At 63.8% G+C, this 25,383-nt stretch carries 21 protein-coding genes; 12 read left to right on the plus strand and 9 right to left on the minus strand.

All coding sequences use genetic code 11. The features are described 5' to 3' along the window. Position 1: 1 nt before the first annotated feature. Genes FHS03_RS07205 through tsaB form a run of 4 tightly spaced genes read right to left on the minus strand, consistent with a single transcriptional unit; the run spans position 2 to position 3,234 of the window. Positions 2-1,003, minus strand: a complete 1,002-nt coding sequence (locus FHS03_RS07205) for a DUF1853 family protein (protein ID WP_183440329.1) — start codon at positions 1,001-1,003, stop codon at positions 2-4. Continuing rightward, positions 987-2,057: a uracil-DNA glycosylase gene (locus tag FHS03_RS07210; protein ID WP_183440330.1), complete on the minus strand. Its 1,071-nt coding sequence runs from the start codon at positions 2,055-2,057 to the stop codon at positions 987-989. The genes FHS03_RS07205 and FHS03_RS07210 overlap by 17 nt, the downstream gene beginning before the upstream one ends. Continuing rightward, positions 2,054-2,524 (minus strand): ribosomal protein S18-alanine N-acetyltransferase, encoded by a 471-nt coding sequence (rimI, locus tag FHS03_RS07215; protein ID WP_183440331.1) that lies wholly within the window; start codon positions 2,522-2,524, stop codon positions 2,054-2,056. The genes FHS03_RS07210 and rimI overlap by 4 nt, the downstream gene beginning before the upstream one ends. Beyond that, entirely contained in the window at positions 2,521-3,234 is a 714-nt protein-coding gene (gene tsaB, locus FHS03_RS07220) for a tRNA (adenosine(37)-N6)-threonylcarbamoyltransferase complex dimerization subunit type 1 TsaB (protein ID WP_183440332.1), read from the minus strand. The genes rimI and tsaB overlap by 4 nt, the downstream gene beginning before the upstream one ends. 62 nt (positions 3,235-3,296) lie before the next feature. On the opposite strand from tsaB, the gene FHS03_RS07225 reads away from it, so the two are divergent. Then, positions 3,297-3,722 carry a thioredoxin family protein gene (locus FHS03_RS07225; RefSeq protein WP_183440333.1) on the plus strand — a complete coding sequence of 142 codons (426 nt, stop codon included), beginning with the start codon at positions 3,297-3,299 and terminating at the stop codon, positions 3,720-3,722. A 149-nt stretch (positions 3,723-3,871) separates the two neighbouring features. On the opposite strand, the gene FHS03_RS07230 is transcribed toward FHS03_RS07225, so the two are convergent. After that, a complete protein-coding gene (locus FHS03_RS07230; protein ID WP_183440334.1) occupies positions 3,872-6,988 on the minus strand; it encodes an EAL domain-containing protein in 3,117 nt (1,038 codons plus the stop codon). Positions 6,989-7,163: 175 nt separating this feature from the next. Between FHS03_RS07230 and FHS03_RS07235 the strand changes: the two genes are divergently transcribed. Continuing rightward, the gene (locus FHS03_RS07235) at positions 7,164-7,670 is read left to right on the plus strand and encodes a DUF1993 domain-containing protein (protein WP_183440335.1); all 507 of its coding nucleotides are present in this window, start codon (positions 7,164-7,166) and stop codon (positions 7,668-7,670) included. Positions 7,671-7,811: 141 nt separating this feature from the next. Here the strand turns inward: FHS03_RS07235 and FHS03_RS07240 are convergent, their stop codons facing one another. Both FHS03_RS07240 and FHS03_RS07245 read right to left on the minus strand, forming a co-directional pair. After that, on the minus strand, positions 7,812-8,006 hold the full coding sequence (locus FHS03_RS07240; RefSeq protein ID WP_050408492.1) for a DUF1289 domain-containing protein: 195 nt from the start codon (positions 8,004-8,006) through the stop codon (positions 7,812-7,814). Further along, positions 8,006-8,566 carry a DUF1415 domain-containing protein gene (locus FHS03_RS07245; protein ID WP_183440336.1) on the minus strand — a complete coding sequence of 187 codons (561 nt, stop codon included), beginning with the start codon at positions 8,564-8,566 and terminating at the stop codon, positions 8,006-8,008. Before FHS03_RS07245 ends, FHS03_RS07240 begins: the two co-directional genes overlap by 1 nt. Positions 8,567-8,811: 245 nt before the next feature. On the opposite strand from FHS03_RS07245, the gene FHS03_RS07250 reads away from it, so the two are divergent. From FHS03_RS07250 to FHS03_RS07265, 4 genes are all read left to right on the plus strand, one after another. After that, positions 8,812-10,188 carry a transglycosylase SLT domain-containing protein gene (locus tag FHS03_RS07250; RefSeq protein ID WP_183440337.1) on the plus strand — a complete coding sequence of 459 codons (1,377 nt, stop codon included), beginning with the start codon at positions 8,812-8,814 and terminating at the stop codon, positions 10,186-10,188. Between the two features lie 199 nt (positions 10,189-10,387). Next, positions 10,388-11,179 (plus strand): enoyl-ACP reductase FabI, encoded by a 792-nt coding sequence (gene fabI / locus FHS03_RS07255; RefSeq protein WP_183440338.1) that lies wholly within the window; start codon positions 10,388-10,390, stop codon positions 11,177-11,179. 24 nt (positions 11,180-11,203) lie between these two features. Then, a complete protein-coding gene (locus tag FHS03_RS07260; RefSeq protein WP_229426096.1) occupies positions 11,204-11,794 on the plus strand; it encodes a sigma-70 family RNA polymerase sigma factor in 591 nt (196 codons plus the stop codon). Further along, positions 11,791-12,735, plus strand: coding sequence for a hypothetical protein (locus FHS03_RS07265; RefSeq protein ID WP_183440339.1), 945 nt, complete (start codon positions 11,791-11,793; stop codon positions 12,733-12,735). Before FHS03_RS07260 ends, FHS03_RS07265 begins: the two co-directional genes overlap by 4 nt. 3 nt (positions 12,736-12,738) lie before the next feature. Here FHS03_RS07265 and FHS03_RS07270 read toward each other — a convergent pair whose 3' ends face one another. Further along, the gene (locus FHS03_RS07270) at positions 12,739-15,666 is read right to left on the minus strand and encodes a DUF2135 domain-containing protein (protein WP_183440340.1); all 2,928 of its coding nucleotides are present in this window, start codon (positions 15,664-15,666) and stop codon (positions 12,739-12,741) included. Between the two features lie 461 nt (positions 15,667-16,127). Here FHS03_RS07270 and FHS03_RS07275 point away from each other — a divergent pair, with 461 nt between their 5' ends. From FHS03_RS07275 to FHS03_RS07300, 6 genes are all read left to right on the plus strand, one after another. Next, positions 16,128-17,618, plus strand: a complete 1,491-nt coding sequence (locus FHS03_RS07275) for a DEAD/DEAH box helicase (RefSeq protein WP_183440341.1) — start codon at positions 16,128-16,130, stop codon at positions 17,616-17,618. 237 nt (positions 17,619-17,855) lie between these two features. Continuing rightward, entirely contained in the window at positions 17,856-18,302 is a 447-nt protein-coding gene (locus FHS03_RS07280; protein ID WP_229426098.1) for a MarR family winged helix-turn-helix transcriptional regulator, read from the plus strand. After that, the gene (locus FHS03_RS07285) at positions 18,299-19,549 is read left to right on the plus strand and encodes an MFS transporter (RefSeq protein ID WP_183440342.1); all 1,251 of its coding nucleotides are present in this window, start codon (positions 18,299-18,301) and stop codon (positions 19,547-19,549) included. Before FHS03_RS07280 ends, FHS03_RS07285 begins: the two co-directional genes overlap by 4 nt. 32 nt (positions 19,550-19,581) lie before the next feature. Further along, complete coding sequence (locus FHS03_RS07290) at positions 19,582-20,544, plus strand: LysR family transcriptional regulator (protein WP_183440343.1); 963 nt, start codon at positions 19,582-19,584, stop codon at positions 20,542-20,544. Positions 20,545-20,800: 256 nt separating this feature from the next. Next, on the plus strand, positions 20,801-22,084 hold the full coding sequence (locus tag FHS03_RS07295) for a Glu/Leu/Phe/Val family dehydrogenase (RefSeq protein ID WP_176348516.1): 1,284 nt from the start codon (positions 20,801-20,803) through the stop codon (positions 22,082-22,084). A gap of 100 nt (positions 22,085-22,184) precedes the next feature. Next, a complete protein-coding gene (locus tag FHS03_RS07300; RefSeq protein ID WP_183440344.1) occupies positions 22,185-23,417 on the plus strand; it encodes a malic enzyme-like NAD(P)-binding protein in 1,233 nt (410 codons plus the stop codon). A 61-nt stretch (positions 23,418-23,478) separates the two neighbouring features. Here FHS03_RS07300 and FHS03_RS07305 read toward each other — a convergent pair whose 3' ends face one another. After that, positions 23,479-25,299 carry a DUF885 domain-containing protein gene (locus FHS03_RS07305; protein ID WP_183440345.1) on the minus strand — a complete coding sequence of 607 codons (1,821 nt, stop codon included), beginning with the start codon at positions 25,297-25,299 and terminating at the stop codon, positions 23,479-23,481. Positions 25,300-25,383 lie beyond the last annotated feature (84 nt).

Consider the following 25,383-nt stretch of genomic DNA (forward strand, 5'->3'; position numbering starts at 1 on the left):
TCTAGCTGGGCAAGTCGCCCGCGCTGCGGCGGGCGGCGGCGCGCTCGCGCCAGTCGTCCGGCACGATAAAGGCGCGCTCGGTTTCCAGCAGCCAGCCCGCTTCCTCCCTGACCGTCGCCACCATCACCGGCGACGGGTCTTGCGCAAACTTCTCCCTCAACAGCGCCTGCAAGGCAGCCCGCTCCTGCGCGGGCGGCGTCGGCGCCGGCTCGCCATTGACCGGCGCCGCCGTGGCTTTCAGGGGCGCCAGCCATTGCAGGCGCGGCATGACGACAAAGCGCTCGCCTTGCGCCGCGCCGAATTCCTCCAGCGTGCGCCAATGACCGCGGCAGTGGCCGGGGCTCACGCCTTCGAACACGGGCGGGTTCTGCTGCGGATAGAAGAGCCAGCCCTTGATCAGCGCCTGCGCCTTGTCCACCGGCTGCGCCAGCATCGCCTGGGCGGCGGGATGCCAGGCCAGTTGCAATTGCTGGGCAAAGATCTTGCGCATTTTCAGGCCCAGGGTATCGGCCAGATTCGGACCGACCAGGCGGTTGAAGTTGCCGGGATCGGGCTGGCCATCCAGCAGATAGAACTTGGTGGCGAATTCGATATGCACCAGCTCCCCCCGCTGCCGCAGCAGGAAGTCGAACTCGCCCACGGTTTCATTGCGCGCCGTACGCACTTGCAGGCCATGCGCCTGCAATACGCCGTGCTGCTCGAAATAGAAGGCCATCAGCTTTTCGGCATACAGGCCAAGGCGCGAGTAGAACTTGTTGCCCAGCGCCGCTTCCAGCGGGGCGGGATCGGCATCCAGCGCGGCCAGCCAGGTGGCGGTGGCGGCGCTGGGCGTACCCAGGGTGGCGATGCGGTCCTGCCAATGCGGTGAGGCCGGGTCGAGCAGGTCGGGAGAATCCAATAACCAGGCCAGGGCGCGCACCGCAGGCCGCGTCAGGTGGCCCCAGGCGCGGTGGAAGCGCGCCTGGTAACTCAATGGATTGGCGCTGTCAGAGTCGTCCAGCATGGGCGGAACGGGCCAGGCACAGATCGGCCCAAGCCTTGCCTTTGTCTTCAGGACGGCGCAGCAGATCGGCCGGATGGTAGGTCGCCACGGTCGGACGGCCATCGTAGCGCAGCACCTTGCCGCGCGCGGCGGCGCCCAGCAAGCCTTTGCCGGCCGGGTGGCCGATGGCCAGCAGCAGACGCGCGCCGCTCAATTCCAGTTCGCGGTCGAGGAAAGGACGGCAGGCCGCCACTTCGTCGGCGCTCGGCGCGCGCTCGCCGCCGTCGGCGCCGGACGGGCGGCATTTGACCAGGGTGCCGATGTAAGCGCCTTCGACGGTGCTCAGATCGACGGCTTTCAGCATATTGTCCAGCAGCTTGCCGGCTTCGTCACTGAGCGGGCCGGCATTGCCGCCGGCGGCGGCATCGGCTTCGTCGGCAGCGCTTGGCGCGGCGGCCAGCACCAGCCATTGCGCATGCTGATCGCCCCGGCCCGGAACGGCGGCCTTGCGGCTGTGGCATAGCTCGCAACGCGTGCAGGATTTGACGGCGGCTTGCAGCTGCGGCCAATCCATGGCGGCGATGGCGGCGTCGGAGACGGGACCGGCTGCCGGCGCCGCTGCGGCCGGCGCGCGCGCCGGGGCTGGCGCGGGCATGGGCGCGTCGTCGAACCAGGCTGTCGAATCGTCCAGCGGCGGCGCAGGCGGACGCGGTGCGGCCGGGCGCTGCGCTGCGGGCTGGGAAGGGGTTGCCGGCGCGCGCATGGGCGCGGGGGCGGCGGCTACCGGGGCCGGCGCTGGTATTGGCGCATCGTCAAACCAGGCGTTCGAGTCATCCGATGCCGCGGCAGACGGCGCGACGGCAGACGGTGCAGCCACGGGCGGCGCAGTCTGCACGGCGGGAGCGACGGTTTGCGGGGCGGATGGCGCAGGCGCGGCCTGCGCTGTTTCCACGGGATGCAGCACGGCATCCGGCGCCTCATCCTGGAACGCATCGGCGTGCTGGCGCAGCTTCCAATGCGGAGCGATGCCCATCTCCGCCAGGAAGACGGCGCTGCGTTGTGAAGTCTGACTCATAATTCGAACCGCATGACGATGGCGTCCTCGCGTTGCTGGTTGGCCGCCGGGTAGTAAGCCTTGCGCCGCCCGATTTCAATGAAGCCATAGCGCCGGTAGATATCCAGCGCCCGCTGGTTCGAGGGACGCACTTCCAGCAGTATCGATTCCATGCCCAGCCCACGCGCGCAAGCCGCGGACTGGTTCAGCAGAAAACGCCCCAATCCCTTGCCCTGCCAGCGCGCCGCCACGGCCACGTTCAGCAAATGGGCTTCATCCACCACGCCCATGATCAGGAAATACCCCAGCAGCTCGCGCGAGGCGTCGCGCAGCACCCAGGCCTGATAGCCTTGGTTTAGCGAATCGGCAAAATTGGTCCGGCTCCAGGGGTGGGGATAAACGAGCTGCTCGACCGCCACCACCTCATCCAGGTCGCTGTCCTGCATCGGCTCGTAAATCAGCTGCGCCAGATCCCATTGCTGCGTCATGCGCCCGCTCCACCGGCCTTCATTTCCTCGCGTTCGGCCTTGGTATAAGCGACCTTATTGCGCAGATACAGGGGCTGGGCGGCGGCGGCCGTGACGCCCTGCCCTGCGGCGAAAGCGATGCCGCCGAGCTGCGCGATCTGCACCGCATGCGGCATCAGCGCCGCATGGGCGCCGGCGGCGCAGGCCAGGCCGGACAAGGCCTCGGCATACGCCGTAAAACCATTGCCGCAAGCGGCCAGCGCGCCATCCACGGCGGCAGGCTGCACGCCTTCAGGCGCGGACAGCATCGGTGGCAGCATCGCCTGCGGCGCCTCACCGTCGAAACGGTACTGCGCCCAATACACCTCGTTCATGCGCGCGTCGAGCACGGCCAGCACCGCGCCGGCGCCATGCCGCTGGCGGCAAGCCAGGGCCACGGCGTCCAGCGTCACGATGGGCAGCAGCGGCTTGGCCGCGCCAAAACCGAGACCTTGGGCGATGCCGCAGGCGGTGCGCACGCCGGTAAAGGAACCGGGACCGGCGCCATAGGCGATGGCATCGACATCGGCCAGGGCAATGCCGGCTTCGGCCAGCAGCTCCTGGATCATGGGCAGCACGGACTGCGAATGGGTGCGCACGCCCGACGACTCGCGGGAATAAATCTGGTCATCGCGCAGCAGCGCGCAACTGGCCATTTCGGAGGAAGTTTCAATTGCAAGGATAATCGGCATTCCGGTATTTTAACCCGCCAAGGCGGCAACGGCCCAGCGCGGCGATGTACAATACCCACCCTATGCACGCCACCACCCTTGATACCGACAACCGCGCCGAAGTAGCCGCCGCCCTGGCCCAGGACCGCCTGATCGTCGCCTGCCTGTGCGCCGCCTGGTGCGGCACCTGCGGCAGCTACCGCGCCACGTTCGAAAGCCTGGCCGCGCGCAATCCGGACAAATACTTCCTCTGGGTCGACATCGAAGACCACGCCGACGTCGTCGGCGACCTCGATGTGGAAAACTTCCCTACCCTGCTGATCCAGCGCCACGACACCGTCGCCTTTTTCGGCACCATGCTGCCCGACGCCAATGTCGCCCAGCGCCTGATCGAAACCCAGGCCGAATCAAGCGACGAAGAAATGCAGCGCCTGGCCGCCAGCAGCGCCGAGCGCCGCCAATGGCAGCAAGACTGCAATCTGCGCACCCTGCTGCACGCCACCCTCTAAGCCCTAAGGCTCAGCCCGTGTCCACCTTGGTGCCTGGCACCAAGGTGGACACGAACTGAGCCGTGTAATCGGCATCTTTGCCTGTGTCATAGCAGAGCTTGTGTCCGATTTGGGGTCTGACCCCAAGGTGGACACGGGCTCGGCTGTAGTCAGCTTTTCCAGCGCTGCAGCAGGTCTTCCGGGCTGACGGGGCGGCTGTAGTAGTAGCCTTGCGCCTGGTTGCAGCCGTGGCGCAGCAGGAAGGCGGCTTGCTCGTCGGTTTCGACGCCTTCCGCGATCACGGACAGGTTCATGCTCTTGCCGAGCTGGATGATGGCGATGGCGATGGCTTCGTCGTTGACGTCGGTGGAGATGTCCTTGATGAAGGAGCGGTCGATCTTCAGCGTCTGCACCGGCAGCTGCTTGAGGTAGGCCAGCGAGGAGTAGCCGGTGCCGAAATCGTCGATCGCCAGGCCGACGCCGATCTTGTGCAGGTCATTGATGAAGGCCATGGCGTCGCCGGTGTTCATGATGACCGATTCCGTCACTTCCAGCTGCAGGCGCTGCGGCTCCAGCCCCGTTTCGCGCAGGATGTCGGCCACCATGCTGACGATGGAACCGCGCTCGAACTGCTTGACCGAGAGGTTGACGGCGATCTTCGGCACATGCAGGCCGGCCTCCTGCCAGCGCACCATCTGGCGGCAGGCTTCATACAGCACCCATTTGCCCAGCTGGTTGATGAAGCCCGTATCCTCGGCCAGGGGGATGAAGCGGAACGGCGGCACCAGCCCCAGTTCCGGATGGTTCCAGCGCAGCAGCGCTTCCACGCCGATCAGTTTGCCGGTATCGATTTCAACCTGGGGCTGGTAGTTGAGGAAGACCTCTTCCTTTTCGATGGAGCGGCGCAGGAAGGTTTCCAGGCGCAGGCGCTCGACGCCCTCGCCCGTCATCGACGGCGCATAGAAGCGGTAGCCGTTGCGGCCGCGCGCCTTGGCCTGGTACATGGCCACGTCGGCATTGCGGATCAGCATATTGATGTCCTGCGCATCCTCGGGGAACAGGCTGATGCCCACGCTGCAGGTGACGAACAGCTCGTGTCCCGCCACCATGAAGGGCTGCTCGAACATGCCCACCAGCTTTTCCGCCACCAGACTGGCGCTGAACTGCCCGTCCACGTTTTCCAGCAGGACGATGAATTCGTCGCCACCCAGGCGGGCCAGGGTATCGCCTTCGCGCAGCTTGTCCGACAGGGCGTGCGCCACCTGCTTCAGCAGCTCGTCGCCGATGTGGTGGCCCAAGGTATCGTTGACGTTCTTGAAGCGGTCCAGGTCGATGAACAGCAGCGCCAGCTGCTCGCCTTCGCGTCCGGCGCGCTGCAAGGCGTGCTGCAGGCGGTCGTTGAACAGCAGGCGGTTGGGCAGCGCGGTCAGCGGATCGTGGTGGGCCAGATGGTCAAGCTTTTCCTGCGACTCCTTGACCTGGGTGATGTCGCTGAACACGCCCACATAGTAGGTGGCGATGCCGCGGCTGTCGCGCACCGCGCTCAGGGTCAGCCACTCCAGATACTGCTCGCCGTTCTTGCGCAGGTTCCAAATCTCGCCGCGCCAGTAGCCGGTGGTTTCCAGCTCCTTCCACAAGCCTTCGTGGAAGGCGTCGTCCTGGCGCCCGGAGCGGGTCAGCATGCGGTCGCGCCCCAGCGCTTCTTCCTCGGTGTAACCGGTGATCTGGGTAAAGGCCGGGTTGATGGCGACGATGGTGCCGCGCGCATCGATCACCATCACGCCATCGGCAATATGTTCCAGCACGGTGGCCGACAGGCGCAGCTTGTCCTCGGCCTCCTTGCGCGCCGTGATGTCGGCATAGACCCAGATGCTGCCCTCATTCGGGCGGTTCTGGTCGATGGCGCAGCCGCTCACCATGCACCAGAACAGCGTGCCGTCCTTGCGGCGGTAATGGCGCTCCTCGCTGAAGTATTCGCCGTTGCTCAGGGTCGGGTACTGGCGCGCGCCGGCCGATTCGAAGTCGAAGGAAGTCGGGAACACGATCGAGGTCGAACTGCCCAGCATCTGGCCCGGCTCGTAGCCGAACAATTCCTCGCAGCGCCGGTTGACGGAGACGATGGCGCGGTTGCGCACGAACATCACGCCGAACATCACGTTGTCGAGAATCGCGCTCTGCTCGGCCAGCAAGGCCTCGATGCGCATCTCATTGTTCTTGCGCGGACTGATGTCGGAGATGATGCCGTCCACCCAGGGCGCGCTGCCGGCGTCGGACGGCTGCGGCTGGCCATTCTCGGCCACCCAGCGCTCGGTGCCGCTGGCATCGACGATGCGGTATTCGATTTCGTAAGGCCGCCCATCCTTGATCGCCTGGGTCACGGCGCGGCGCTGCATCTTGCGGTCTTCGGGGCAGATCAGATTGGCCCAGGAGTGGGTGGTGCTGCGCATGAACTGGGCCGCGCTGTAGCCGGAGATATCCTCGATGGCGTCGCTGACGAAATCGATAGGGCCATCGGGGCGGAAACGGAACACGGCGCCCGGCACCTGGGTCACGATGGTGCGGAAGCGCTCCTCGCGCTGGCCGATATCCTCGAACAGATGTTTGATCGCCACCCGCATCTGCTCCAGCTGGCCGGCCAGGCGGCCCAGCTCATCGCCGCTGGACAGTTCCATGCGCGTTTCGAAATCGCCATGCGAGAGGCGATCGGAAAAGCGCATCAGCTTGCGCAAAGGCTTGATCAGGCGCGCGTTCAGAAACAGCACGATCAGCACCAGCGACACCGTCAGCTGCGCCGCCAGCACGAAAACATAGGACAGCTGCTTCTCGCGCAGCTCCTGCTGGCTGCGCGCATCGTCCATTTCGACCATGATGCGGCCGATCCGTTCGCCGCGCACCATGATTTCACGCTCGGCACGATAGACATTGCCGATGGCGCGCTTGGGCGCCTCCACATGAATGAACTGGGTATCGGCCTGGCCCGTGACTTCCACCTGCAACACCGAACGGTCGCGCATCACCGATTCGACCAGGGAGTTGGCCGATTCGGCATTCATATTCCACAAGGATTCCTGCATGCCCAAGGCCAGGATGTCGGCATTGCGCTGCAGCGACTCATTCAGCGCGGTGCGTGCCGATTGCTGCTCGTGCACGCCGATCAGCAAATAACTGCCAATAATGGCGGGAATGACAAGGCCGCCAAACACGACCAGCATTAAAGCGCCGTAGATGGATAGGCCGTAGAGGGCGCTCAGTCGGAGGCGCAGGCTGCGATAAATATTACTGGCCATGCAGAAGCGGTGCCGTGGCGGCTGGTTGGAATGGCATCGGTTGGGCAATCAGACAATTATCTAACAGCAATTATGCACATAAAACGGGCGGACAGCCATCACAAAGCAACACACAGGCCAGGCGCAAGCGGCGCAAACTTGCTATGATCGCCAAACTTTTTAACAGGAGCCTGTCATGTCGTTTTCCATGTATTCCGCATCCATCCCCGTGTTCAAGCAGATCCTGGGCAGTTTGCACGCCATCCTGGTGAAAGCCGAAGCCCATGTCGAGGACAAAAAGCTCGATCCGAATGCGCTGTTGCAATTCCGCCTGTTCCCTGACATGCTGCCGTTCACGCGCCAGATCCAGATTGCCGCCGACTTCGCCAAAGGCGCCGGCGCCCGCCTGGCCGGCCAAGACGTGCCCGCCTACGAAGACACGGAAAAGACCCTCGCCGAGCTCAAGCTGCGCATCACGCGCACCCTGACCTTCCTCGACAGCCTGCCGCAGGACGCGATTGACGGCAGCGAAGAGCGCGCCATCACCACCGGCAGCGGCGAAAAGACCAAGCACTTCGTCGGCCAGACCTATCTGCTGCACTACGCCCTGCCCCACTTCTTCTTCCACGCCACCACCGCCTACGACATCCTGCGCCACAACGGCCTCGACATCGGCAAGAAAGACTTCATCGGCAGCTACTGATTTGACCTAAATCAAACAATGTCCCACCCTGGTGTCAGGCACCGGAGTAGGACATTGTTTGCGCTGGATCAAGGAATGTCCAACTCTGGTGCCTGACACCAAGGTTGGACATTGTTTGATTTGGCGCAAAGGGTGGCGGGGTCAGCCGTTGCGGCGGGGATAGCCTTGGGACAGGATGCGCACCCAGACTTTTTCTTTCTCTTCGGCGCTCATCGAGACCCAGTGGGCGACTTCGACGTAGCTGCGGCCGCAGCCGCGGCAGATTTCGTCGAAGGTGGTGGAGCAGACGGCGACACAGGGCGTGTCGGGCCGTTCGGGCAATGCGTCGTCGGCCATTACTTCACTTTCAGACCGAGCTTGGCCCAGCCTTCGTGGCCCAGCTTTTCCATCGTTTCGATGTTCTTTTCAAAGATGTCTTCGGCTTCGGGGAAGGCTTCCACGGCACGGTCGATGCTGTCTTCGCGCAGCAGGTGCAGGGTGGGATAGGGCGAACGGTTGGTGTAGTTGCCGATATCGTCTTTTTCAGTGTCGGCGAACTGGTAATCCGGATGGAAGCTCGCCACTTGCAGCTCGCCCACCAGTTGCATGTCTTCCAGCGCGGCGTCGGCCACGTCGAGGAATTCGTTGTAGTCCTCGAAATCGGTCAGCACGTGGGGATGGATCAGCAGCGTGGTGTCGACTTTCTCGGGGTCGGTGTCGGCCAGCAATTGCAGCTCGTCCATCAACTGCTCCAGCAGCTCTTCCGGGGTGGTGGCCTCGGACACCACATAGCGCACCTGCTTTTTCACGTGCACGGACTTGGCAAAAGGACACAGGTTGAGGCCGATCACGGCCTTTTCCAGCCATTCTTCGGTGGCGGCGATCACGGCGTCGCGCTCGGCGGCAGGGGTACTCATCAGCTTATTCCTTGAAGTAAATCATTGCTCTGAGCCAGCATTGTACGCACCCGGCGCCCATCGCGCCAAATACCGCTATTTAACGTAAGTTTTATGTTAATTCCCATGTATTTGCCGCCATTATTAAGCCAAATAAACTGTCATCCGGATGACATATTTCCTTGACTCGCCCCCCGCAACTTACTTACACTCCACGTTTAATGATAGTCCGTCCGATGTTTCTCTCGCGACAACAATGGAACACTATGCAAGCACGAATTAAGTACACCCCCCTGTTGGCGGCGCTCGTAATCGGCGCAGCGCCCGCGATCAGCCAGGCTGGCGACAGCGCCGCCGCGACGAATCTGATCCCGCTGTCCACGACCGCCACGGCCAAATCCTCCGCTTCCGACCTCCCTTCTTCCGCCAAGACTGCCGCCAAACCGGCCGGGGAAGAGGCTTACCGCGAAAAAGACGTCTGGGGCCGCATCCGCTCCGGTTACGCGATTCCGGACGTGGACAATTCCCTGGTGACGCGCCATGTCAATTGGTACAGCACCCGTCCCGACTATATCGACCGCACCACCCGCCGCGCTTCGCTCTATCTCTACCATGTGGTGAGCGAGCTGGAAAAGCGCGGCATGCCGACCGAACTGGCCCTGCTGCCCTTCATCGAGTCCGCCTTCAACCCGCAAGCCCTGTCGACCGCGAACGCGGCCGGCATGTGGCAGTTCGTGCCGGGCACGGGCCGCGACTTCAACCTGAAGCAGAATGCCTTCAAGGACGAGCGCCGCAGCGTGCTGGCTTCGACCGACGCCGCCCTGACCTATCTGCAGCGTCTGTACGATATGTTCGGCGATTGGCAGTTGGCCCTGGCCGCCTATAACTGGGGCGAAGGCTCGGTGCAGAAGGCGATCAAGCGCAACCAGGCCGCCGGCAAGCCGACCGATTTCGAGAGCTTGGCCGAACTCATGCCGGCCGAAACGCGCAACTACGTGCCGAAGCTGCAAGCGGTCAAGAATATCGTCGCCAATCCGGCCCAGTATGGCCTGACCCTGCCGATGATCCAGAACCAGCCTTACTTCACCGCCATCGACAAGACCAGCGATATCGACCTGGCCCTGGCCGCCCAACTGGCCGAGCTGTCGATCGACGAGTTCAAGGCGCTGAATCCGCAGTTCAACCGCCCGGTCATCACCGGCGGCGAGCAGACCCAGATCCTGCTGCCGAAGGAAAACGCGGAGAAGTTCCACCTGAATCTGGCGCAATGGGGCCGCGCGCTGTCGAGCTGGACCACGCACAAGATCACCAATGCCCGCGAGCGCATCGAAAGCCTCGCTTCACGTTTCGGCACCACGCCGGAAGTGATCCGCCAGGCGAACAATATCCCGCAGAAGACGCTGCTCAAGGCCGGCTCTACCATCCTGGTGCCGAAGACCTCGGCCAGCACCAGCGATATCGCGCCCGAAATCGCCGACAACGCCACCGTGGCGCTGGAAGCCGACCGCGGCGGCAACAAGCGCAGCAGCTATCGCCAGGCCGGCGCCGCCAAATCGAATGGCAATGCCCCGGTTTCCCTGGTCAAGGCCCGCGTCTCGCGCGCTGAAGCCGGTAAAAAAGCCAATCACCGCCGCAGCAATTGATCCGCTGATACACCGGCATGCCGCGACTGCAGCACATCTGTTGCAGTCGCGCTTCTCTCCCCCTACAATTTCACTCTTGCGGCGCCGGTTTCCGGCAGGCCGCTAGTCGTCATTCAACGTAGTTCAAATAACAATAAGCCATATCCACCGGGCCGCGCTGCGCGTACCGGTCATGGCCGCAGTTTTGTGTGGAGTAATCATGGCTTTCTTGCAAGGCAAAAAAATTCTCATCACGGGCGTTCTGTCCAACCGTTCCATCGCTTACGGCATCGCCCAAGCCTGTCACCGCGAAGGTGCGGAACTTGCCTTCACCTATGTCGGCGAACGCTTCAAGGAACGCATCACCGAATTCGCCGCCGAATTCGGCAGCACCCTGGTCTTCGACTGCGACGTCAGCAGCGATGAGCAGATCGCCGCGCTGTTCGCCGATCTGGGCCAGCAATGGGAGCATCTGGACGGCTTCGTGCACGCCATCGGTTTCGCCCCGCGCGAAGCGATCGCCGGCGAATTCCTCGATGGCCTGACGCGCGAGAACTTCCGCATCGCCCACGATATCTCGGCTTACAGCTTCCCGGCCATGGCCAAGGCCGCGCTGCCGCTGCTGCGTCCCGGCTCCTCGCTGCTGACCCTGTCCTATCTGGGGGCGATGCGCGCCATCCCCTTCTATAACACCATGGGTTTGGCGAAAGCCTCGCTGGAAGCCTCGGTGCGCTATCTGGCCGAGAACCTGGGCCAGCATGGCATCCGCTCCAACGGCATCTCGGCCGGCCCGATCAAGACCCTGGCCGCCAGCGGCATCAAGGACTTCAGCAAGCTGCTGGGCTTTGCCGCCAGCCACGCGCCGCTGCGCCGCAATGTCACCATCGAGGAAGTGGGCAATACGGCAGCCTTCCTGCTGTCCGACCTGTCCTCCGGCATCACCGGCGACATCATCTATGTGGATGGCGGCTTCTCGCATGTGATGGGCCTGAACTCCAGCGATTACCAGTAAGCGTTCGCGCCACGCTGGCCGTCCATGTCCGAGCTGCCTGACGATGAGCTGATGCTGCGCTACCGCGACGGCAATCTGGCTGCTTTCCAGGAGCTGTATCGCCGTCACAGCCGCGGCTTGTACCGCTTTATCGCCTGGCGCTCCGCGCGCCGCGAATGGGTGGACGAGGTGGCGCAGGACAGCTGGCTGGCCCTGCACCACGCGCGCGGCCGTTATCAGCCGCAGGGCAGCTTCCGCACCTGGCTCTATCAGATCGCCCGCAACCGCTTGAGCGATCTGCAGCGCCAGCAGCAGGACATGCTATTGGGCGATATGGCGCAGGAAAGCGATTTCATCGCCGATATGCTGGCTGAAGCGGCGCCGCCCGTCGCCCTGGCCGACGCCGCGCTCGATCAGCGCCAGCAGACCGGCGCGCTGCATGCGGCCATCCGCCAGCTTCCCGCCGAGCAGAAGGATGCGCTGGTGCTGCAGCATTTCAGTGGCCTGAGCATCGAAGAAATCGCGCAACTGTGCGAGGTTCCGGGCGAAACGGTGAAAAGCAGGCTACGCTATGCCATGCGCAAGCTGCGCGAACACTTCGCGCACGAAGCCAAGCCGCAAGAGGAAAAAGCATGAAGGCCGACAAGGACCAGCTGGATCAGCAGGAATTGGAGCGCAAGCTGACGGCCCTGCCGCAGCCCGCGCCTTCCGCGGCGCTGGATGCGGCCATCCTGGCGGCGGTGCAAGCCGATCTTGCCGCCACTTCCACGCCGGCGCATCGGGCCACGCCCGCCGCCAACGACGCACCGGCAACACCGCCCGCCGCGCGGCCGCCCGCGCGCAAACGCTGGACGCGCTGGCAACTGCCGCTGGGATTGGCGGCATCCTTCATACTGAGCTTGAGCGTAGTGCTGAAATTGCAGGAGCATGAGACGCAAACCACCGCGCCTCAGCCGCTGGCCGCGCCTGCGCCAGCTCCAACCAGCGCAAACATGGAGAGCACCGCGCCTGCGGCACATGATGCCCAAGCGGATAATGCGCGGGAAAAACGAGCCGCCGTTCAAGCGGCGAGGCCCGGCAGCTTCGCCACACCGGCTCCAGCTATACCGGCGCCAATCAAACCGACTCCAGTCACGCCGGTTCCAGCCGCGCCAGCGCCAGCGGCAGCTCCAACTCAAGCAGCGCCGAATGACATTGAACGCACCGCGCCGCCGCCAAGCGCGGACGCCGTGGCAACGCGGGAGTTCCAGCGCGCTCCGCAAGCCGCGCCGGAATTCAAGCTTGCTCCACCCGCAGCATTGGCGCCGCCGCCCCCTCCGGCGCCATCGTTTGGCGCGCCACCTCCGGCTGTAAGTGGCGCGATCGCGGAACGCAGGGTACAGATCACGGGGTCGAGGATCATCTCCCCGCAGCAGGACGCCGTGTCGCCCGAAACTTGGCTGGCGGCCATCGACGAGATGCTGAAAGCGGGCCTGCGGCGCGATGCGCTGGAGGAATGGCCGCGCTTCCGCCAGGCCTATCCGAACTATCCGGTACCGCAGGAGCTGTTGGAACGCCTGCAAGTGCCGAAGGACTAAAGCTTACTTCTTCGGCTTCACCTCAAACTCGCCGACCAGCACCGTGCTGCCCTGCCCCGCCAGGCGCAGCGTCACCATCTGGTCCTTGGCCGCCGCCGTGCCGAAGCCGGTACTGAACTTCAGCTGCAAGGTGGTGGCGCCGGCGACGACCTGTTGGCGGTGCCCATAGAAATGGGCCTCGACCCGGTAGACGCCAGGCTTTGCATGGCGCAACGAGAATTCTTCCGGACCATATCCGCCCGTCATATCAGGCGACATCATCCCGCCCTGGTACGTCAGGCGGTGGCCATAGAAGGAGCGCTCGCCGTTCGGGTCGGTCACCCATAAGTCCATATCGCTATTGTCCGCATCCCAGGTCAGCACCACGCGCAGATCCAGCGGCAGGTTTTTCAGCAGGCGCGAATCGATCTGGCCCACATCCACCTTGACGCCCTTGGCCTGCGCTTTCGCCAGCGTCTCATTCATCTCGGCCAGCGCAATCAGCTCGATCTCGGGGAAGCGCCCATCCCAGGGCCGCAGCACGACCTCGTACAACTGGTCCACGGCGCGCTGCCAGCGTCCGCAGTCGGCCAGCGCCAGGCCCAGGTCGCGGAAGGATTGTGGCTCCTCCTCGCCCAGCAACTGCACCTGCTCGAATACCGGAACCGCCATTTCGGGCGCACCGGCCTGCATCAGACGGTAGCCCAGCACGCGCAGCACCTGGCGGTTTTCCAGCTCCATCTCGGCCAGATTGGACAGCACGCGAAGGGCCAGCTCGCGCTGTCCCTTCTCGAACAGGATGCCGGCGGCGTCGAGGAAGAAGGCGCTGCTGTTCGGGTAGGAGGGCCGTTCGTCCAGATACACGGCATAAATCCTGTCCGGCGCGGCAGCCTTCATGCGCTGGATATAGGGCGCGTCGGCCTGCCATTTCTTCAGCGCGATCGACGCGCCGCCGTTCTGCCTGGACTCCCGTTCGACATCGCGGGAGATACTTGAACCCGTCACCGTCACCATGCGGGTATCGGCACGGGCAAAGTTCGATGCCATTCCACCAGGCGCGAGATAAGACGGCGGCGGTGGCGGCGCGGCTGGCGCCGGCGCGGGCTGCGGCATCGCTTGCGGCGATTCGCTGCGCTGGTATACGCCATCTTGCAGCACCACGGGCGGCCTCGGTTTCACCGGCAAAGGAATGTCCTTGGGGTAGCCCTTCTCCCACCATGCCACCTTGCGCTCGAAGGCGCGCACCACACTATCCAGCTGCTTCAGGCGCTTTTGCGCAAGCTGCTGGCCGCGCACCATTTTCAGCTTCTCGTATGCGGCGCGCATGGACTCCGGCGGCAGTACCTCATGACGCACATAGTCCTCCAGCCTTTCCAGCACGATCAGCGAAGTCTCGCGGGTGGGGATGCCGAATTCCGCGCCCAGGCGGCGGATTGCGCCGCGCCGCAGCTCATGCTCGCCATCCAGCTCCTGCAGCTTGCGGCTGGCCCACCACCAGGCGGCCAGGCTGCCGGACGGCGTAGCCGCGTCGATATCGAAAGCAATGGCGCGCGGCTTGCCTTGCTCCAGCACCGTCAGCTCAATGCGCGCTGTGGACGCCGACAGCTTGCCCGCAACGCGCAGCAGACCATCGCGCGCGCCAGCCACGTCGGCCAGCAGCTCGCCGGCGCCGGACGCGTTTATGGCGCGCAGTTGCGGGCCATCGCCCAGCAAAGCCTCCGCTGCCGCTTCGGGACGCTGCGGATCGATGGCGATCAGCTGGCCGCCGCTACGCTCCGCCAGCGAAGCCAGGCGAGCCGTGTCCGCGCCCAGTTGCGGTGCCAACGCATACAGGCGCTGGTTTGCCGCCAACGCCGGGAAACGCTGACCGCCGTAATTGCTCAAGCCATCGCTGAACAGCAGATATTCGCCGACATCGGCTTGCGGCTTCCAGTCGCTCAACGCACTGGCGCCGTCATACACGGTGGTGGACAGCGCTTTGCGCAGCGCCTCCCAGTTGCCCTCGGCGATGCGGAAGACTTGCGGCGCTTCGGCACGGTCGCGCAGGCGGGTCAGGCGCACCTCGGCGCGGCCCAGCGCCTTGAAGTAACGGTCCAGCGCCTGCAACTGCGCCTCATGCGGATGGCTGGCGGCGGAACCGGAGCTGTCCCACAGCAGCCCCACCACCTTCGGCAGCGGCCGCGCCACGCGCTGCGTGCCGACCGGCAGTTCGGCCATGAAATAGCGCGCGCCGCCAAACTCCTGCACATACACCCGCTGCGCCAGATCGGCGTCCAGCAGCAGCTTCAGCGCGCCATCCGCCGCTTTCAAGGGACGCGCCAGCCGCGCGCGATAACCGCCGGCGTGACGTTCAAAATTCAGCAGGCCGGACGCGTCGATCTGCGCCGGCTCTTCCCGCACACCGTTCAAATCCAGCTCCAGCCGCGTATCCTGCGGCAGCGCGCCGTAAGACAGCGGCAGCAGCCAGGCCAGGCGACCCTGCTCGCGTTTCAGCGTTTCGACATAGCGCAGCTCCACCGTGCGGCTGCCGCCGGCCGGAATCGGATACACGCGCAAACGGAACTGATTACCCACGGTCTGTTCCAGCAGGCCGGGATCGATGCCGCGCCGCTCCTCGGCCTCCAGAATCTCGCGACCGCGTTTTTTCTCCACCGGCACGGCCGGCCGCAGCGCGCCGTCGATATCGAGGGAAAAACCGGTCAACTGCTGGCCCTCGGCCAGCGGAAACTCCAGCGTCCCCTCCAGCTGGCGCAGGTTCGGATTGAAGAACACCATGCGCACCGTGGTTTCCGCCATGCTGCCGCTGACGGCGCCGCGTATCGCCAGGCTTTGCAGGCGTACCGGCTCGCTTGCCTCCGGCACCCGCATCAGCGGCCAGCGCGCGATTTGCGCCTGGGCCTGGGCCGCGAGCAGGAGCAGGAGCAGCAAAAATGTAAATATTCGCATCAACATGATTTAACCCTTATGGTCCGTTATTCGACTCACGGTATTAAACGGAGCACAAGACAAAACGGGGTTAAATTCGCAAAATTATTATTTTGCAAGGCGTGGTTGCCCGCGGCCGGCTTGCAGCCGGATACCATTAGTTAATGTTAACTTTATGCTTCATTGCAGCGGTGCCAACAAAAACCCGTGCAAAACGCTCGGAAATACGGTATAGTTACGCCTTGTGCGCTGCAACACCCCGCAGCTGCAAAGAATTACACAACTAGCAGCTTCGCGAACCTCAGCTGGCAACCCATCTGGTTGCCGCTTAAAGCCCTCCGCCTTATGTGTCGAAACCTGACACAGTCCCGGCGCAAAGCTTTTGTGCCGAAATTTCTAAAGTATTAGAGTCGTTTCGTTATTGGTTAGCGTTGCTATTCTGCGTTCTGCTTTTCCGCACGAGCGCCTGATTTTTACGAAAGATAAGAATGACGTTTGAAACCCTTGGTCTGAATCCCTCCATCCTGAAAGCCCTGACCGACGCCGGCTATACCAAGCCGACGCCGGTACAGGAGCAGGCCGTGCCTGCCGCGATTCAAGGGAAAGACCTGTTGGTGTCTTCGCAGACCGGTTCCGGCAAGACGGCAGCCTTCATGCTGCCATCGCTGCACCGTCTGGCCGACGCCGAACCTGCGGCAGGTGGCCGCACTCACAATCAAGAACTGCAAGCTGCGCGCGCGCGCGGCGAGCGTCCACGCTTCCGTCCTGCCCAGCCGAAGATGCTGGTGCTGACCCCGACCCGCGAACTGGCGCTGCAAGTCACCACGAATACCGATAAATACAGCATCAACCTGCGCCGCATCAAGGCCGTTTCCATCCTGGGCGGCATGCCTTACCCGAAACAGATGCAACTGCTGTCGCGCAATCCAGAGATTCTGGTGGCGACCCCTGGCCGTCTGATCGACCATATGGAATCGGGCAAGATCGACTTCTCCCAGCTGGAGATCCTGGTGCTGGACGAAGCCGACCGCATGCTGGACATGGGCTTCATCGACGACATCGAAAAAATCGTCGAAGCCACCCCGGCCACCCGCCAGACCATGCTGTTCTCGGCCACGCTGGACGGCGTGGTGGGCAATATGGCGCGCCGCATCACCAAGGACCCGCTGGTCATCCAGATCACCAGCACCAGCAACCGTCACGAGAACATCTCGCAGCGCGTGCACTTCGTGGACGACCTGTCGCACAAGAACCGCCTGCTGGACCATCTGCTGCGTGACGAATCGCTGGACCAGGCCGTGGTCTTCACCGCCACCAAGCGCGACGCCGACACCATCGCCGACCGCCTGAACATCGCCGGTTTCTCCGCCGCTGCCCTGCACGGCGACATGCACCAAGGCGCGCGCAACCGCACCCTGGACGGTCTGCGCCGCGGCAACGTGAAAGTGCTGGTCGCCACCGACGTCGCCGCGCGCGGCATCGACGTGCCGAACATCACCCACGTGTTCAACTACGACCTGCCCAAGTTCCCTGAGGACTACGTGCACCGCATCGGCCGCACCGGCCGCGCTGGCCGCAACGGTCTCGCCATCTCCCTGGTGAACCACGCCGAAGGCATGCACGTCAAGCGCATCGAACGCTTCACCAAGCAGACCATCCCGGTCAATGTGGTGGAAGGCTACGAGCCGAAGAAATCGGCTCCGTCGCGCGCCCCGCGTCCAGGCTGGAAACCAGGCGACAACCGCAAGCCAGGCCAGCGCAGCTTCAGCAAGCCAGGCGCCGGCCCGCGCAAGGAAAGCCACTACCGCAGCGAAAGCACGCCATTCCGTAGCGAAGGCAGCGGCCACCGTAGCGAAGGCGGCCAGCGTGAAGGCGGCTTCCGCGGCAGCGAAGGCGGCTTCCGTCGCGAAGGCAGCGGCGGCTACAAGGGCAGCAACCCACGTCCCGACAGCCAGCGCCGCAGCTGGGGCGAGCGCTAATCCCCCAATAGCCTGACCCCAAGGCCGCCGTTCTGGCGGCCTTTTTCTTTGATCCAAATCAGCAAATGTCCCACCCTGGTGTCAGGCACTAAGGTCGGACATTCTTTGATCTGGCGCAAGGAATGTCCGACTCTGGTGCCTGACACCAGGGTGGGACATTTTTTGTGCTAGATCAAAGTGCGTCTTCTTGTTTTTTGATATATACTTGCTTTATCAAGTATTTTTCAAGGAGTAATCATGGATCAAGAAGAGATGTCGGGAGTGGCGCTGGAGTTTTGCTTGCGGCTGGCGCGGGCGCAGGCGCTGGTGGTGCGGCGGCTGGATACGGTGCTGGGCGGCCATCATGGTCTGAGTTTTGGCGACTTTGTGTTGCTGCACCATTTGTCGAAAGCGCCGGGCGGACGTCTGCGCCGCGTGGATCTGGCGGAGAAGCTGGGCCTGACGGCATCGGGCGTCACGCGTACCTTGCTGCCGCTGGAGAAGACGGGCTATGTGGCGCGCCAGGCCGATGCGCGCGATGCGCGCGTGAGCTACGCGGCCATCACGCCGGCCGGGCATGAGATTTTCGATAACGCGCTCTTCACGTCAAAAGAGACGTGCAATGAGCTGCTGCGCCACGCGGCGCCGGATCAGCTGGAAGCCATGTCGGCGGCGCTCGGCTACGTCGCGGGGATGAGCGCATGAGCGCCGCGCTGAAAGGCAACGCCAACTTTCGCTGGCTGATGAGCGGAGCGACCATCTCCATGCTGGGCGACCAGTTCACCTTGATCGCCCTGCCCTGGCTGGTGCTGCGCCTGACCGGCGATCCGCTCTCGCTCGGCCTGGTGATCGCGCTGATGAGCATTCCGCGCGCGGTCTTTATCTTGTTGGGCGGCGCGCTGGTGGACCGCTATTCGCCCAAACAGGTGCTGATGCTGACCAAGTACGCTAGCACCCTCCTGCTCGGCGCCCTGACCTTTGCCGTGCTGACCGACCAGGCCAGCCTGTCGCTGGTGTACGCGCTGGCCTTCGGCATCGGCTTGGCCCAGGCCTTCGCGGTGCCGGCCGGCAGCTCCATGCTGCCGCGAACCATCGAGCCGAATCTGCTGCAGGCGGCCAACGGCATCATGATGGGCCTGCGCCAGCTGACGCTCTTGGCCGGGCCCTTGCTGGCGGCGCTGATCCTGGTGCTGGAGGGCGGCAATGGCGCGGTGGCCAGCATGCGCGCGCTCGGCATCGCTTTCGGCATCGATTGCGTAAGCTATCTGGTGTCGGCGTGGACGCTGTCCCAGGTCAAGCCGCTGGATGTGGCCAAGCCGCCGCAGGACCAGCATCTGCTGCGCTCCGTGGGCGAAGGCATTACCATGGTCTGGCGCGATACGGATATGCGCAGCTGCTTCCTGTATTGGGGCCTGGTGTCCTTCTTCGTCGGCGGCGCGATGCAGGTGGCGATGCCGCTGCTGGCGCAAAATACGCTGCACGATGCGGCCTCGCTGGGCGTCCTATTGGGCGCGCACGGCATCGGTACCCTGATCGGCATGGCCGCCTCCGGCCTGCTGAAGAAGCTGCGCTGGCTCAGTTTCGGCGCCATGATCCTGAGCGTGGATGCGCTGGCGGGCTTGTTCCTGGCGCCGGTCGGGACGATCAGCGCCAGCTGGCAAGGCGTGCTGCTGATGCTACCCCTGGGCCTGATCGGCGGCTTCGTGCAGATCGCCGTGTTCACCTGGATCCAGCAGCGCGTGCCGCCGCAGATGATGGGCCGCACCATGAGCATCTTCATGTTCATCTTCATGGGGCTGGCGCCGCTGTCTGCCGCGAGTACCGGCTGGGTGCTGCAGTACCTGACGCTGACCGAGCTGTTCGCCGGCGGCGGCGCCCTGCTGGTGTGCTTCGCGCTGGGCGCCTGGCTGTTCACGCCCATGCGCCACATCCGCCACAGCGCCGCCGGGTAAAATGGAGGATTGTCAGCACGCCGGATCATGCAATGGAAACCAAATGGCTGGAAGACTTCATCTCCCTGGTCGAAACCAATAACTTCAGCCGCTCGGCCCAGCTGCGTCATGTGACGCAGCCAGCCTTCTCGCGTCGCATCCAATCGCTGGAAAACTGGCTGGGCACGGACCTGATCGACCGCACCTCCTACCCGACCCGGCTCACGCCGGCCGGGCTGGTGTTCTACGAGCAGGCGCTGGAGATGCTGGGCCAGATCAACGGCGTGCGCGAACTGCTGCGCAATAAGCGGGTGGCGGCGCTCACCAGCATCGACCTGGCCGTGCCGCATACCCTGTCGCTGACTTTCGTGCCGAAGTGGATCACGGCGCTGGAAACCGATTTCGCGCCCATCAACAGCCGCCTGATGGCGCTCAATGTGCACGACGCCGTGCTGCAGCTGGTCGAAGGCGGCTGCGACCTGCTGCTGTGCTACCACCATCCGCGCCAGCCGGTGCAGCTCGACCCGGGCCGCTACGATATGCTGGTGCTGGGCCGCGAGGCGCTGCGCGCCTACGCCCGCTGCGACAAGAACCGCCAGCCCGAATTCATGCTGCCGGGGCGCAAACAGTCGCCCCTGCCCTTCCTCTCGTATACCAATAATGCCTATCTGGGTCGCATGGTCGACCTGATACGCAGCGACACCAAACAGGCGCTGCACCTGGAACAGCATTATGAAACCGATATGGCCGAAGGCCTCAAGATGATGGCGCTGGAAGGGCGCGGCATCGCCTTCCTGCCCGAATCGGCGGTGACGCGCGAGGTCAAGCAAAAGCTGCTGGCGCGCGCCGACGGTGGCGGCACGGAATGGGAAATCGAGATGGAAATCCGGCTTTACCGCGAGCGCCCTTCGGCCGCGCGGCCCGGCAAGACCATCGTCGGCAAGCTGTGGGAGTTCCTCGCCGAGCGTCAGAAACCGGCCGCCGCGCGCCGCCGCATCCCCGCCTCGGAGCGCTGAAACGCGCCATTGGTGCGCGCCAGCGCTGCCGAAGAATTAACAATTCGACCAAACTAAACGCCGGAATCGCCCTGCCATTCCGGGCGAAAGTTCGGCCTTTTTCCGGCCGTCCGGAGGTTATGCAAAATTTGCATAGCCGGATGCTGATACGGCATTGGCCGCACTGTTGACTCAAGCCTATGATTCGCTCGCCTGCCGCCGCAGCCCATGCGCGGCGCCATAACGAACAAACACACCGCGAATCAGGAGTCACACAATGACGAATCACGCACTGCCTTCCTACCTCAATCCCGAAGACCTCGGCCCATGGGGTCAGTACCTGAAACAGATCGACCGCGTTACCCCCCACCTTGGCGGCCTGTCGCGCTGGGTGGAAACCCTGAAGCGCCCTAAGCGCATCCTGACCGTTGACGTGCCGATCGAGCGCGACGACGGCTCCATCGCCCACTTCGAAGGCTACCGCGTGCAGCACAATATGTCGCGCGGCCCAGGCAAGGGCGGCGTGCGCTTCCACCAGGACGTAACCCTGTCCGAAGTGATGGCCCTGTCGGCATGGATGACCGTGAAAAACGCGGCCGTCAACGTCCCATACGGCGGCGCCAAAGGCGGTATCCGTGTTGATCCGAAAACCCTGTCGCGTGGTGAACTGCAGCGCCTGACCCGCCGCTACACCAGCGAAATCAGCATGATCATCGGCCCAACCAAGGACATCCCGGCACCGGACGTCAACACCAACGAACAGGTGATGGCATGGATGATGGACTCCTACTCCATGATCGAAGGCAACCTGTCGACCGGCGTTGTAACCGGTAAGCCAATCTCGCTGGGTGGTTCGCTGGGCCGCCGCGAAGCGACCGGCCGTGGCGTGTTCGTGGTCGGCGTGGAAGCCGCTGCGAAACGCGGCGTGGCAATCAAGGGCGCACGTGTCGCCGTTCAAGGTTTCGGCAACGTGGGCGGCATTGCTGCTAACATGTTCGCTGAAGCTGGCGCCAAAGTGATCGCCGTTCAGGATCACACCGGCACCGTGGTGCACCAAGGCGGCCTGGATGTGGCCCTGCTGCATAAGCACGTGGCAGAAGCTGGTGGCGTTGCCGGCTTCCCGGGCGCGGAAGCACAGCTGGACCGCGACGCCTTCTGGGGCATCGAGTCCGACATCCTGATCCCGGCCGCACTGGAACAGCAGATCACCGCTGCCAACGCACCGAAGATCCGCACCAAGATCATCCTCGAAGGCGCTAACGGCCCTACCACGCCGGAAGCGGACGACATCCTGAACGACAAGGATGTGCTGATCGTACCGGACGTGCTGGCTAACGCCGGCGGCGTGACCGTGTCCTACTTCGAATGGGTGCAGGACTTCTCCAGCTTCTTCTGGACCGAAGAAGAGATCAACGCCCGTCTGACCCGCATCATGCAAGACGCATTCAAGTCGGTATGGGATGTGGCACAAGAGAAGAAGGTTTCGCTGCGTACCGCGACCTTCATCCTGGCGTGCACCCGCGTGCTGCAAGCGCGCGAAGTACGCGGCCTGTACCCTTAATACACAGCCTGACGGGCGTCCCACCGGATGCTCGCCAGAACGCGCCCGCACAGGCTTTGCGCCGTGCGGGCGTTTGTCGCATCGGAGAAAGATAAAAATTATGAGCACGCTTGAGAAAAAAGCCCTCGAATACCATAAAGCCGGCAGCCCCGGCAAAATCGCCACCGCCGTCACCAAGAGTGTGGCCAGCCAGGATGACCTGGCGCTGGCTTACTCTCCCGGCGTGGCTGTGCCATGCGTGGAGATCCAACGCGATCCCGAGCTGGCCTACGACTACACCGCCAAGGGCAATCTGGTGGCGGTCATCACCAACGGCACCGCCGTTCTGGGCCTGGGCAATATCGGCGCACTGGCCGGCAAGCCTGTGATGGAAGGCAAAGTCGTGCTGTTCAAGAAGTTCGCCGGCATCGACGCCTTCGACATCGAGATCGACGAAACCGATCCGGACAAGCTGGTGGACATCATCGCCGCCCTGCACCCGACCTTCGGCGGCATCAACCTGGAAGACATCAAGGCGCCGGAATGCTTCTACATCGAGCGCAAGCTGCGCGAACGCCTGTCGATTCCGGTCTTCCATGACGACCAGCACGGCACCGCCATCGTGGTCGGCGCCGGCATGCTGAACGCGGTGGAACTGACCGGCCGCGATATCGCCGACGTGAAAATCGTCTGCTCCGGCGCGGGCGCCGCAGCCATCGCCTGCCTGGAACTGCTGGTCGATATCGGCGCGCGCCGCGAGAACATCTTCGTCTGCGACTCCAAGGGCGTGCTGAGCACCGCGCGCGAGCTGACCGAAGAGAAGCGCGCCTGGGCCCAGGATACGCAGGCGACCACGCTGTCGCAGGTGATCGAAGGCGCCGACGTCTTCCTCGGCCTGTCCGGTCCTGGCCTGCTGTCGCAGGCGGATGTGCAGAAGATGAAGGCAAGCCCGATCGTCTTCACCCTGGCCAATCCCGACCCGGAACTGCGTCCGGAGCTGGTGCGCGAAGTGGCGCCGGATGCGGTGATCGCCACCGGCCGTTCGGACTACCCGAACCAGATCAACAACGCCCTGTGCTTCCCTTACCTGTTCCGCGCGGCGCTGGACTCCCACGCATCGACCATCAACCAGGAAATGAAGCGCGCTTGCGTGACCGCCTTGGCTGGCCTGGCCCGCGCCGACGCGCGCTTCGGCAAGGACTATGTGGTGCCTGGCTTGCTGGACGAGCGTCTGCTGAGCGAAGTGACGCCGAAGATCGCTGCCGCGGCGGCGCGCAGCGGCGTGGCGCGCAAGCCGGTCGATCCAGTTGCTTACAGCGCCCGTCTGGCCGCCCTGGCCCAAGACCTGCTGTAATCCTTCGCGGATAGCAAAAAGGGCTGGCGCAATGCCAGCCCTTTTTCGTTTACGCGAAGCCTCAGCCTTTGCGGCGCACGGCGATCCAGTCGTCCACCACGCGGTTCAGCACGATCAGCGGCAGGGCGCCGTGGCTCAATACCTCACGGTGGAACTGCTTCAGGTCGAACTTATCCCCCAGCTCCTGCTTGGCGCGTTCGCGCATACCCAGTATGGTCAGCATGCCTACCTTGTAAGCCAACGCATAGCCGGGCAGGACGAAGTAGCGCTCCACCTCCGCCGTCACCTCCTGCTCGCCCATGCCGGTATTTTCCATCATATAGGCAATCGCCTGCTCGCGCGTCCAGCGCTTGTAGTGGATGCCGCTATCGACCACCAGGCGGGTGGCGCGCATCATCTCGTCGCGCAGGCGTCCAAGGCTGTCGAGCGGATCGGGTTCCAGACCCATTTCGCCGGCCAGGCGCTCGGCGTACAAGCCCCAGCCTTCCTGATAGGCGGTGAAGGGAATCACACGGCGGAAGAAAGGCACGTCCGTCATCTCCTGCGCCACCGACATCTGCATATGGTGGCCCGGCATGGTTTCGTGATACACCACGGTACGCATGGCGAATTTCGGCACTTCGCGCGGCGCGCGCAAGTTCACGTAGAAGACGGCGGGACGGCTGCCGTCGATCGCGGCCGGCACATAGTAGGCGCCCGCGCCGCTGGCCTGGGACACCTCCGGTACCGCGCGCACTTCCAGTTTCTGCTTGGGACGCAGGTCGAAGGCCTGGCTCATATTGCGGTCCGCCTCGCTGACCAGGACGCGGAAACGCTCCAATAGCGCTTGGCGGCCTTCCGTCGTATCAGGATAGTGCTGGCGCGGGTCGCTCGCCAACTGCTGCACGCGGGCGCCGATGCTGCCCTCGCGCAGGCCATGGGCCTGCAGAATCTTGTCCATCTGCGCGCCGACCTTGGCCACTTCGGCCAGGCCCAGCTCGTGCACCTGGCGCGGCGACAGATCGGTGGTGGTGTGCGTGCGCACGGCCCAGGCGTAATAGGCGTCGCCATCGGGCATGCTCCAGGCGCCGTGGCTGCTCATCACGCGCGGCAGCAGATCGGCGTAATGGGCGATCAATTGGGCATAAGCCGGATAGACCTGGTGGCGGATGGCCGATTCGGCATCGGCCAGCAGCTTGGCGCGGGTCGCCTCGTCCATGCTTTCAGCGGGGATGGCGGCCAGCTTGTCGCGCAGATTCAGGTAAAGCTGATGTTCCTTGGCCGGTTTGCCGGTATAGGCCTGCATCTGCTCCAGCACGCGTTCGATGGCAAAGCGCGGCATGAAAATGCCCTGCTCCTCGCTCAGCCGCGTGCCTTCCAGCTTTTGCGCGAACTTCTGCGGGAACAGGCGCAGGCGCGCAATATAGGCCTTGGCCTCGGATTTGCTACGGATCTGATGCAGTTCCGTCATAAACTCGGGCAGGGCATTCTGCTCGCCAAACGCCGGATTGAATTCGAAGAAATGGCGCTGGAAGGCCTCGCCTTCGATTTCCATGCGCAGGTAGTAGTGCAGGATATCGTAGGACAGCTGGTCGGCGCGGCCGAGGGCATTGCGGTCGTACTCCTCCAGCGTGGCCATATTGGCGCGCAACTCGTCGGCCGTGGCGCGCTCCTGGGCCAGCGAAGCGTCGTCCAGGCGGCTGCTGTGAAAATCCAGCCAGCCGGACAGCATGCCCAGGCTGGTCAGCATTTCCGGGCTTTCCAGCGCCAGCGAGGCGAAGGCGCGCGTGTAAAACCACTCCAGCTTCAAGGGCTTGAAGAACCACGTCTGGGTGAACAGGATCACCACGGCAAAGAGCAGCGCCATCAGCGCCGTACGCAGCCACACCCCGAAACGCCTCATGCAATGGTCTCCACAGAACTAGATGCTCACGACATTATAGTTGCAAGCGCGAGCCGGAAATACACTTGCGGCCAGCAACCTTGG

The sequence above is a fragment of the Pseudoduganella violacea genome, from assembly GCF_014191875.1.
In the GTDB taxonomy this organism is placed as follows: domain Bacteria; phylum Pseudomonadota; class Gammaproteobacteria; order Burkholderiales; family Burkholderiaceae_D; genus Rugamonas; species Rugamonas violacea_A.